Annotated in this window: 10 protein-coding genes; 3 read left to right on the top strand and 7 right to left on the bottom strand. The window is 46.0% G+C overall.

What is annotated here, in order from left to right; all coding sequences use genetic code 11:
• Positions 1-134 precede the first annotated feature (134 nt).
• Positions 135-1,352 carry a glucose-1-phosphate adenylyltransferase gene (glgC, locus tag ACVA58_RS08650; protein ID WP_446510027.1) on the top strand — a complete coding sequence of 406 codons (1,218 nt, stop codon included), beginning with the start codon at positions 135-137 and terminating at the stop codon, positions 1,350-1,352.
• Positions 1,342-2,859, top strand: a complete 1,518-nt coding sequence (gene glgA / locus ACVA58_RS08645) for a glycogen synthase GlgA (RefSeq protein WP_446510026.1) — start codon at positions 1,342-1,344, stop codon at positions 2,857-2,859. Before glgC ends, glgA begins: the two co-directional genes overlap by 11 nt.
• 105 nt (positions 2,860-2,964) lie before the next feature.
• Here glgA and ACVA58_RS08640 read toward each other — a convergent pair whose 3' ends face one another.
• The 7 genes from ACVA58_RS08640 to ACVA58_RS08610 form a co-directional block, all read right to left on the bottom strand.
• Positions 2,965-3,267, bottom strand: a complete 303-nt coding sequence (locus ACVA58_RS08640) for an ArsR/SmtB family transcription factor (protein ID WP_446510025.1) — start codon at positions 3,265-3,267, stop codon at positions 2,965-2,967.
• A gap of 78 nt (positions 3,268-3,345) precedes the next feature.
• Positions 3,346-4,338 carry a LacI family DNA-binding transcriptional regulator gene (locus tag ACVA58_RS08635; protein ID WP_446510024.1) on the bottom strand — a complete coding sequence of 331 codons (993 nt, stop codon included), beginning with the start codon at positions 4,336-4,338 and terminating at the stop codon, positions 3,346-3,348.
• Between the two features lie 141 nt (positions 4,339-4,479).
• Positions 4,480-5,088, bottom strand: coding sequence for a dual specificity protein phosphatase family protein (locus tag ACVA58_RS08630; protein WP_446510023.1), 609 nt, complete (start codon positions 5,086-5,088; stop codon positions 4,480-4,482).
• An 18-nt stretch (positions 5,089-5,106) separates the two neighbouring features.
• Positions 5,107-5,904, bottom strand: coding sequence for an inositol monophosphatase family protein (locus ACVA58_RS08625; RefSeq protein WP_446510022.1), 798 nt, complete (start codon positions 5,902-5,904; stop codon positions 5,107-5,109).
• 58 nt (positions 5,905-5,962) lie between these two features.
• A complete protein-coding gene (locus ACVA58_RS08620) occupies positions 5,963-7,072 on the bottom strand; it encodes an ABC transporter substrate-binding protein (protein ID WP_446510021.1) in 1,110 nt (369 codons plus the stop codon).
• Positions 7,073-7,107: 35 nt separating this feature from the next.
• Positions 7,108-8,244, bottom strand: a complete 1,137-nt coding sequence (locus ACVA58_RS08615) for an ABC transporter ATP-binding protein (protein WP_446510020.1) — start codon at positions 8,242-8,244, stop codon at positions 7,108-7,110.
• Positions 8,244-10,076, bottom strand: a complete 1,833-nt coding sequence (locus ACVA58_RS08610) for an ABC transporter permease (protein WP_446510019.1) — start codon at positions 10,074-10,076, stop codon at positions 8,244-8,246. The genes ACVA58_RS08615 and ACVA58_RS08610 overlap by 1 nt, the downstream gene beginning before the upstream one ends.
• 470 nt (positions 10,077-10,546) lie before the next feature.
• Between ACVA58_RS08610 and rsgA the strand changes: the two genes are divergently transcribed.
• Entirely contained in the window at positions 10,547-11,590 is a 1,044-nt protein-coding gene (gene rsgA / locus ACVA58_RS08605; protein ID WP_446510018.1) for a ribosome small subunit-dependent GTPase A, read from the top strand.
• Positions 11,591-11,620: the final 30 nt, after the last annotated feature.

Genomic DNA, 11,620 nt, shown 5'->3' with positions numbered 1-11,620 from the left:
AAAAAACAGCGTTTAAAATGTAAGAAAAGAATATTTTTGTAGTTACTCACCAACTTTCAGTACAAACCTATTCTAAACATCCATTGGAATATGGTATATATGACTACGATTGCTTACTAACAAGGAGGTACACCATGGCTGGTGTTTTAGGAATGATTTTGGCAGGTGGCGAAGGTTCACGTCTGCGTCCGTTAACAGATACGCGAACTAAACCTGCGGTGCCATTTGGTGGCAGTTACCGCCTTATTGATTTTGCACTAAACAACTTTTTGAATGCTGACTTAATGAAGATTTATGTTTTGACACAGTTCAAATCTCAGTCTTTGTATGTGCACATGAAGAAAGGCTGGAATGTATCGGGGATCACAGGGCGTTTTATTGATCCTATTCCAGCACAAATGCGTATGGGTAAGCGCTGGTATGATGGTACTGCTGATGCCATTTATCAGAATATGCGTTTTATGCAGCTAGAAGAACCTGATCAGGTTTGTATTTTTGGTAGTGACCACATTTATAAGATGGATGTTAAGCAAATGCTTGATTTCCACCTTGATAAAAAAGCGGATCTAACCGTTGCTGCTCTGCGAATGCCTTTAAGCGAAGCGAGTGCGTTTGGTGTTATCGAAGTTGATGAAAACGGATGTATGGTTGGCTTTGAAGAAAAACCTGCAAACCCTAAGTCAATTCCTGGTGACCCTGAAAACGCACTAGTTTCAATGGGTAACTACATTTTCGAAACAGATGTTCTTTGCAAAGAACTTGAAGAAGATGCTGTTAACGAAGATTCAAGTCATGACTTTGGTAAAGACATTATTCCAAAACTATTCCCTCAGGGTAAAGTTTATGTTTATGACTTTATGACCAATATTATCCCAGGTGAGAAAACAGCGGGTTATTGGCGTGATGTAGGTACTATTGAGTCTTACTGGCAGGCGCACATGGATCTTCTTTCTGAAGATGCACCATTCTCTCTGTATAATCGTCAGTGGCAGCTTCATACTTACTACCCACCACTACCGCCAGCAACATTACTAGATAGTGATGATTGCAAGGTTGATACGAATAACTGCATGATTTCAGCGGGTAGCTATATCCGTGGCGCGAAAGTGTATAAATCTGTACTGGGTTTCCGCACCAATGTTGATCACAATACGATGATCAGTGAGTCAATCATTCTTGGTGACGTGAAAATTGGTGCAAACTGTTCTATCCGTCGTGCAATTATTGATAAGAATGTAATGATTGCACCGGGTACGGTTATTGGCGAGAACCTGGAAGAAGATAAGAAGAATTACCATGTATCTGACGAAGGAATTGTTGTGATACCAAAAGGAGCAAAAATTGGTTACTAGGAAGAAATCTAACTCTAAGCCACTACAGATATTGTTTGTTGCTTCAGAGGTAGACGGATTGGTCAAAACAGGAGGTTTGGCGGATGTTGCCAAGTCACTGCCAGCTGCTCTAAAGGAACTAGGGCATGATGTGCGTGTAGTGATGCCTCTTTATCGCAAAGTACCTAATGGTGCTGAAGCTGTTGAATTGCTAGATACTGAATTGAAGGTATCAACTCAGCCACAGTCAGTATCGTACAAAGTAAAACAGCTGCACAATGGTGATGTACCTGTTTATACCGTCGATGCCCCTGTGTATTTTGACCGTCCTGAGCTGTATGCAGAAAACAACGAAGGCTACTGTGACAACGGTGAACGATTTGCTTTCTTGAGTGCTGCTGCTTTGGATATGTGTGAAAAGTTGGGTTTCAAACCTGATGTTATTCACTGTAACGATTGGCACACTGGACTTGTTCCGTTCTTGCTGAAAACCCGTTATGCCGATGATGTGTTCTATGCTGAGACACAAAGTGTAATCACTATTCATAATGCGGTGTTCAAAGGAACATTCAATTACGACCAGTACAGCTTGATTCCAGAACTGATTCAAAAGCGCTACCTTCAGCTAGAAGATGGCGCTGCCAATATCAGCATGCTTAAGGCGGGTGTGGCATTTGCCGATAAAGTAAATGCAGTAAGCCCGAATTATGCAAAAGAGTTGTTAACGGAGCTTGGCTCGCACGGTATGGCTTCTGATTTCCAGCACCGTTCTGATGTGCTTTACGGGATCGTCAATGGCTGTGACTACGGCGATTGGAGCCCGGAAACGGATCCGTACATCAAGCAGCGCTTTAAAGCGAATAAAGTGAGCTTAGCTCGCGGCAAGAAAGCATGTAAGCGTGATTTGCAGCAACAGGTGAATTTACCGCAGGATGATGTGCCGGTTTACGGTATGGTTTGCCGACTGACAGAACAAAAGGGGATTCAATATCTTTTGCCTGTTCTTCGTGACTTCTTGGTCAACGACGTACAGATTGTATTAGTTGGTAGCGGTGATCCGAAATTGGCTGACGCACTGCGTGAAATTAGCGCTGAATTTTCTGATAAGTTTGCGTTTATCGAAGCCTATGACAACCCATTAGCGCACTGTGTAGAAGCTGGCTCGGATTTCTTCTTGATGCCTTCTCAGTTTGAGCCTTGTGGTTTGAACCAGATCTACAGCCTTGCTTACGGTACTTTACCTATCGTTCGCGGTGTCGGTGGTTTGAAAGATACGGTTATCGATTACGATGACACGCCACAGGTTGCGACAGGCTTCATTTTTGATGCTGCAACGCCTGAAGCACTGCTTATCAAGATGCAGCGTAGCTTATTGCTTTACTGCCAGCGTCCTCAGGAGTTTAAGCGTCTGCAGCAAAATGCGATGGCTTGTCGCTTTGAGTGGAAAGACGCTGCTGAGCAATACTTACGTATGTATTCTGGTGAAGAAGAGTCTGTGCTTGAAAAAAAGTCGTTTGAGTGTGCCTGATTTTGAAATTAGGTATGCTTAAAAATTAATAAAGCCCTCATTATGAGGGCTTTTTTTGATATGAGCTTTAGATTGTCAGCTGAGAGTTGAAAGCGAAATTATCTATTATTGCTCATCACACTCTTCGTCAATACAGCACTCGGCCTGTAGAAAACCAATGACACCTTCAAGGTGCTCATATTCTGCAACGCAATATAAAGTTCGACCTTCACGGCGTTGGGTAAGGAGACCTGCAGACACAAGGCTTGAGATATGATGAGAAAGCGTTGACCCCGGTATGGCGAGCGTTTCTTGTAAACTACCTACAGGTGTACCTTGGTACCCAGCACGAACAACGGCTTTATAAATAGTTAGGCGTGTCGGATGTCCCAGTTCTTTCAGTGCCTTTGCGACAACTTCAATTTCCATTATTGGTCATTCCAGAAATATTCTTAATTCGATACTACTGGAACAATACCGAATTCGCTACCTTGATGAAATGAAACCTTAGTCCTGCCGAGTTGTTTGTCGCCACACTGGGTTTAAAGTGTAGGTAAACTCCCCACGAAGTACGTCATTATTTTCTTTTAGGCACTGGATAATATGCTTGGTGATCGTTGTCAGTGGTTGGCGGAATGTTGTTAACTTATAGGCATCCCAACTTGCTTGGTCGATATCATCAAAGCCGATGACAACGGTTTGCTGAGGAATGTTTATGCCCCTGTGCTTTAGGCCATCGATAAAGCCGCAAGCAAGCAAATCCGTGACGCAAAAAACGCCATCAGGGACAGTATTAAGCTGTTCAGCAATATGTTTGCCAGAGTCATAAGAAGTCTCACCGAAGCGGACAACTTCAACGGTTAAACCCGCTATATTTGCGGCTTCAACAAAGCCGACTTCCCTTGCAACTAAGCCCGGTGAGCCAATATCGGAATTAACCAGCAGAAGGTTCTTACAACCTTGTTGTTTAAGGATCTCAAGGGCTTCAAAAGCTGCGGTGTGGTTATCCAACCGAATATTGTAGGCGTTCTCGTGAACCTGGTTGCGGTTGACGAGGATAACGTGTTGCCCATTGGCCAAACATTTGTCGATGAGATCTTTATGGGGTTGACCAGATAGAACGATTGAGGCTTCTGCCCTGAAATTCAGGGTTTGGGTCAAGGCGATATCGACATCTTCATCACTGCCTTTTGTATTGACGACCAACGCTACTTTATTAATTTTTTGCAGGTGATGAGTGAGCTTATCAATAAAAGCTGATTGGAAAGGGCTGTTGATATCGGTAGTGATCAGGCTGACGATATTACTGGTGTCGTGTAGCCCACGTGCAAGATGATTGACGTGATACCCCAGCTCTTTTGCTGCGGCTAATACTTTCTCCCGAGTCTTCGGTGAGACACTGGCGCCTTCAGTAAATGTTCTTGATACAGCAGAGCGAGATACGCCAGCATGCTCGGCAACCTGCTGTGCACTGATAAAACGGTTTCCGGTACCAGCCATATAAAAGTCTGTCCTTATTTAAGTTCGTCGTTCGCAATAAGATAATGCCTGTGATTGGATATACCCAAGTACCTTAACGTTAATTGGGTATATACCACTTGTTACTCTCAGTTTGAACCCATCAGCCCGAGCACATCCTTGTTAGCTGAAGCCATGTTCTTCTAGCAGGTTCAGCATTTGGTTTGCTCTTTCGATAGCTTCAATCAAGCTTGGCTTTGGTGTCTCAAACCACTCGTCAGGACGTAGATCACGGCGTTCGCGAACCGCATCGATAGCCGCTTGAAGGGTAGGGTACTGGTCTGGTTGTTTACGGTGCATGTACAAAGAGGCTATAGCGACAGAACGGCTACGGCCACCTCGGCAGTGGATAAGTACATTACCTTGGTCACGGTTTGGGTAACTTGGTTTTTCAGGCAACTGCTGGTTAAAGGCACCATCTAACAGGTAGTAACCTGCAAGAATCATATGGTGAGGGTTGCCTGGGCCGTCAATCAATCCCATTTTATAGGTGCGTGTCACACCACTACCGCCCGACAATTTACCTTCTTCTGCTTCTAGGTAAGGGTCAGTAACGTAGTTGATATCAAGATTTACGGCGCAGTTAACTACGGTCGTAATGCCAAGTTGTTTCTGTAGGGTTAGATCTCGCGCTGAGTCATAGCCACCAAGGTAAAGGTTTTGTTCGTCTGGGCCAATATTAGAAGCAACAAGGTGTGCAGGGTCGCGTTGGTAAACAGGTGCAATTTTCATGGTGTTCCTTGAATAAACTTAATCGATTTGAATGGCCGTAATGTCGGCGATTGCATTGGCAAACTGTGGGGCAGAAGCAAGTACAGCGCCACCTTGTGGCCAGTCAGGATGAGACGTGAACGGGTTGCTTACCCCACCAGCTTCGCTTACTAGTAATAAGCCAGCAAGGCAGTCCCAAGGGTTCATATGATGCTCGACATAACCATCAGTTCGGCCAATGGCGACATAGGCAAGAGCCAGTGCGCCACAAGCGCTGCGTCTAACGTTGGCCCCCAGTTCTAAAAAGCCTTGTAGGGAGGCTAAGTAGCGCTTATCTGGTATGCGTTGGCTCCAACCTAGCTCTAAGTTAGCCGAGTTAAAGCTTGGAGTGTTGGCGATGGCTATCGGGCGACCGTTCATTGTTGCCCCTTTGTCTTGTTGGGCAATGAACAGTTCGTTATGGCAAGGATCATATATGATCCCTAAGCGAGTCGTATCTTGGCTGACAAACGCCAGTACAATACAGAAGTGGGGGATGCCGCGGGCAAAGTTCGCGGTGCCGTCAATTGGATCGATGATCCAAGTATTGTCTTTCACATTACCGCCTGTTTCTTCTCCAAAGATCCCATCGCTTGGGAAGGCATCAATTAAACGCGTGCGGATCAAGGTTTCTACCTCGAGATCGGTAGCCGTCAGAAAATCTTGTGGGCCTTTGAGCGCAATTCTCTCCGGCGTCATATTATTGAATGCCGTGAGGGCAACCACACCAGCTTCTCGAACAACCTCTATTGCGGCTTTTAAGCGTTTGTCTAGACAAGTATCAGTAAGTAATAACATAGATAATTATATTTATTGTTATAAACGCCAGCATGCGCTGGCGTTTGATGAGTTTGAATTAACGGGTGAAGTTAATGCGCCATAGATCAGCCCAGTCTTGGCGGTGATCAAAATCGTCTAGGCCGGTCTCAGCGTTGTACTGAAGTACATGCTTGTAAATTTTTTGTACACCAGAGGCTTCTTTAGGGTGAGGAGCAATCGCTTGGTTACCCGATACTTTACCGTCAACGGTTTGATTGCTGATGCCTTCCTCGGTCATTAAGAAGTGTAGGAACAGCTTCGCAGCATTCGGGCTTTGTGTTTTGGTCGACATTACACCGTAACCTGGTGTTGACCAGCCTACAAACGGTTCTAGACCTTCACAGATAGCCAAGTGAACTTTACCGCTGGCAACATCACGGAATTTAGCCGTCGACATCAAGCCCATGAATGTGTCTTTTTGGCCTGGTGCACCCACTGCATCACCTGCTGCGGAATCGGAGTCTGTTGGAAGCGGTGAGTTTTGTGCCAATGCTTTAACCCAAGCTGCAGTCGCTGTCTCTTCGTTAGTGTCTAACGGTTTGCCGTAATGCGCTTCATAGGCTTTGGCGATATCAGCATTGTGGTGGGTAGCAAGCTGATTGAACCAATCTAGGTAAGACGCTTTGTTTAATGGATCTGGTACTGCAACTTTGCGCTGCCAGTTTTCATCAGTCAGTTCCCAGATATTAGAAATAGGGCAGGTGGTATGTACTTCGGAGTTGTATGTCCATATTGCTGGATCGCCATAGACAATCAGCGGGTTCTTCGCATTCTCAGGAATAGCATCAGCGACAACAGGGGATACCCAGCTTTCTACGACACCCATAGGAACAAGCTGTGCCATGGTCGCAGACGCATCGCCAGTGATAACCACGTCACCACGGATGTTACTGGCACGGTATTCACGGATAAGCATTTCTACCTGCGCCGAGCTGCTTACTTTGTTACCGGTTGCCTTAACACCGTATGCCTCGGTGAAGTTTTTAGCGGTTTCGACAATTTTGCCTGAAGGAGCGTAAACCGTGATAGGTGCTTCTAGGCGAGCCGCTTCAATCAGTGCGCTGAGGTCAAAATCACTGGTGTCGGAAGCTTGTGCTGCACCAGCTAGCGCTAATGCCAGAGTGGCAGCTAAAGTTGTCGTTTTCATGTTGGTTCTTTTCACAATAGACTCCGAATGAACGATTATTTTTGTAACTGTTGTTGATATGTCGATGACATGCATGGCATATCAATCGCTAAACCTTGGTTATCAAACAGGTGAAGATTGTCATTATTAATAACCAGTGAAAGTGATTCTCCCTCTTTAAATTGCGGAGGGGTTTGTGTGTTCACATGCAGTCGATGATCGGCAACGCTAAATTCAAGGATCCAGCTACCGCCTGTTGGTAAGATGCCCTCCAATTTGGCGTGCAACCTGAAGGCTTCTTGGCTGTGGATATCAGCATCAACGGCAGCAATAGACATCCGCTCAGGACGTAAGCCAATAGAGCCTCCAGGGATGTCATGACCCACTATTGCTCTGACATGATTGCGAGCGAGTTCGCTGCACAGCGAGGCTTCGTCAAGCTCGATAATATTGATTGGTGGTGTACCAACAAACTCGGCAACAAAGCGGTTAGCTGGGCGGTCGTAAATATCATTTGGGGTACCGACTTGTTGCAACTCACCGTCTTTCATCACGGCAATCTTGGTTGCCAGTGCCATCGCTTCCCATTGATCATGGGTAACAAAAACGATCGTTGTTTTGAATGTGTTATGGATACGCTTCAGCTCTGTTCGCATCTCAAGCCGAAGGCGCGCATCCAAGTTCGATAAAGGTTCGTCCATGAGCAATATTTCTGGCTGAACGGCTAACATTCGTGCCAGCGCGACACGTTGCTGCTGCCCGCCAGATAATTGAGATGGATAGCGATGGCGGTACTTTTCAATGCCAAGGGTTTCCATCACTGAATGGATGGTTTTCTCGCGCTCAGCTTTATCAATCTTGCGTAGCTTTAGTCCAAAATCGATGTTTTTCTCAACCGTTAAGTGAGGCCACAAGGCATAACTTTGAAAGACTAAACCAAGGTTACGTTTTTCTGGGGGAATAAAAACGCCATCTTGTTTGGAGTCAACGATTCGGTCGCCAAGGGTCAGTTGCCCATCGGTGATGTTTTCCAGTCCCGCAATCATTCTGAGTGTGGTGGTTTTGCCACAACCCGAAGGACCAAGAAGACACATGAATTCACCATCTTTTATTTCAAGGTCAACGGCATTCACAGCGGGTGCCGCACCTTTTTCGTATTGCTTGCTGACGTTGTTAAGATGAATATTTGGCATTAGCTTCCTAGTCCTTCTGCAAGGTTAGTTTTGGTCATTTTCTGAGTAATATAGGTACCAACAAATGCAATGAGGCAGATGATAAGCACCACCGCATTTGAGGCCTGGGTATAGTTGTAATCAATAAGCCTTAGCGCATAGGTTGTTAAGACGTCGGTTGAAGGTACAGCCAAGATGATGAACAGGCTGAGGCCATTGATACCGGAAATGAACGGAAGCAATATACCTGTTACCAGTGACCCTTTTTGGATAGGCATGACGATTTGACGCATGCGTGTGAACCAGCCTGCACCGGCCATTTGTGCGGCTTCTTCAGGGTCTTTACCTAATTGCATCATGGCTGAAATCCCGGCGCGGGAGGCATAGGGCATTTCATCGGCAATTAAAGCCAAGATCAGCAATGTCACGGTGCCATAAAGTGCTGGCATTGGGCCGCGAGGGACGGCAAATAATGAAAGATATGCGGCCGCAAAGGCGACCCCTGGCACTAGGTATGGGAAGAAGGTGATCTGGCGCAGCATGCTACCGAGTGGACGGAGCGGGCTGCGTACCACGGCGTACCCGACTAACAACCCAAGTACACCTGAACAGATAGAGGCAACACCGACAATCCATAAGGTATTCCATACTGCGCTCCATAGGTTGCTGCTGAGTAAAATACCGTTGCTTTCGGCGATAGTTTCCAGCCCGGAGCCAATCCAGTAATCCAAGGTGAAGTTGCTTAAGGCGAAGTTGCCAGGCACTTTCATAATTGTAGATAGGAACAGTACCAGCATAGGCATCACAACGGAGATCAGAAAGACACCAGCAGCCAGTCCAGTGGCTGGCATACGCCATTTTCCCAGATCATTATTACGGTGCATCACACCCTTGCTGCCAACAGTGACAAACTTTCTTGCTTCTTTGAGCAAGGTTGCATCAATCAGTAGCGATATGATGCCGAAGAACATAATGGCACCGGCCAACACGGCTGCGACACCAGTCTGGCGAGATTCAATACTGCGGTATAGCGAGGTTGATAATACTTCGTAGTTAACCGGCAGGCCTAAGATGTAGGAAACACCGAATTCGCCAAGAACTTTGGCAAAAATAAGCACACAGGCAGACATCAAAGCTGGCAGCATCAGCGGCATGATGATCTTGAAGGTGATGGTACGGCTCTTTGCCCCCAGAATACGTGCAGAATCTTCTAGTTGTGAGTCAAAAGAACGAAGCGCATTACCCAACAGCAGAATCACGAAAGGGATGTAATTGAGCGAAAGAATGATAATAATCGGCAACTCGCCGTAGGCGAGCCAATCGGCGGGTGCAATGCCTAAACTTTCCAACCATCCTTGTTGGCCGCCAGTGGAGCGGTTTTTGAAGATAGTCGTCCACGCCATGGCAAACGTCCATGCCGGTAGCATGTAAGGGACGATGAGTGCGGTTGCAAACCACTTTTTACCGAACATATTACTGCGGCTAACCAGCCATGCCAGAACACTACCAAGAGACAGTGAGATAACGATAACACCCAAGGCAACACGCAATGTATGAGAAAGAGGTTGCCAGAAAAGAGATTGAGAAATCGGGGAAAGTAGGGCTCGATTAATATAGTAATCTGTCCAGCTACCCGTAACATCACCAATTCGTCGTTCGTCGCCAAATTGTACTTGAAGCGCATCTAACAGCAGGGAAAATACGGGTACAGCGATGAAATAAGAAAAAATAACTGCTAGTACCACACCGATTAAGGTCGTGGGTGTTTGCATCGTCAATCGTAATTGGTAGCGCAGGGTGAGCCAGCGTGAATACTGAGCGGAACCAACCGTCCCTGTAGGCAAAGAGTTCAAAATACACCTCGTTCATTCATTTTTGCACAGCTGTGCAATTGAGGTGATGTTAGGATCTGTATATGTTGTTTTGATAGAAAATTAATGACATTGAGATGACAGGCTGAATTATGGCTGAGTACAAAAGGCGTGATTTCGTAACTGGAAAAATATCAATTCAAGGCTGCTCAATGATGGAAGTTTTGTTATCATCCACATGATTAAAAAACTAAGCCATAGGAGATAAAGATGATTGTATTACGTACCCACTCGGCAAAGACTGTGATGGTAAATAAGTAAGCGAAATAGCACTACATGCATATTGCATTGGAAATGCAGCGAGACTGAATTAACCGCTTTACGACTTCCTTTCTATTGCCCGGTGTAGCCTAATCCGGGGTCTACCTGTACTTATTTGACCCTATATTCTCTTTGATACGCATGATCAGAGCCATATCTATGCTTGGCTTGTGCGCGGGGAAAATAAACAAATGAATTCTACACTTACACTTAGCCAACTTGGCTGGCAACCTGTATTTCAACAACAACTGACACTTGAAGACTATGAGCAGGCAAAGATTGCTCGTATTTTGGCTCATCACCGCAACGGCTATGCTTTGCAGACCGAGAATGGACAAGTTACGCTTGAAATTCACCACTCTCTTCCTGCGATGACAGCAGGGGACTGGGTGCTTATAGATAACGACAACCGGTTTATTCGGCTGCTAGAGCGAGTATCTTTGTTTAGTCGTAAAGCCGCCGGTGCCAAAGTGGCAGAACAGTATATTGCTGCCAATGTTGATACCCTATTTATTGTTTGCTCTTTGAATCAGGACTTTAATCTAAGCCGAATCGAGCGTTACTTGGCAATTGCCCGTGAAGCCAACGTTGAGCCTGTTATTGTACTTACCAAAGCTGATCTATCTGATGACTGCGATGATAAACGCCAACAGGTACAAGCGCTTGATCCTATGCTGATCGTTGAAGTACTTAATGCCCTTGACCCGACATCTTATTCTGCACTGGGGTCATGGTGTCGCAAGGGTAAGACTATTGCATTTATGGGATCATCTGGTGTCGGCAAGTCGACACTTATCAATACTTTGATGGGAGGCTCGGTGCAACAAACGCGCTCGATTCGTGAAGATGACAGCAAAGGGCGTCATACAACTACCTCGCGTTCGTTGCACTTCATGCCATCAGGTGCGGTATTGATTGATACCCCTGGAATGCGTGAGTTGCAGCTGACCGACTGTGAGAATGGCGTGACGGAAACTTTTGCCGATATTGAAGCGATAAGCAAGCAGTGTCGGTTCAGTGATTGTCAGCACCAAACCGAACCTGGTTGCGCCATTCGGCAAGCACTAGAGGCGGGTGAGATAGATGTACGCAGAGTCCAAAATTATGACAAGCTGCTTCGAGAGCAAGCCCGTAATACTGCTACTTTGAGTGAGCAACGAGATAAAGACAAGCAGCTTGGCAAGATGTATCGATCGGTACAAAGCCATAGCCGGCAGCGTAAGAAAGGGTACTGAGTAAGCTTAGTGACTTGATAAGATAGGCCG

It is taken from the genome of Photobacterium sp. DNB22_13_2 (assembly GCF_052873915.1).
This window is presented reverse-complemented; position numbering and strand designations above follow the sequence as displayed.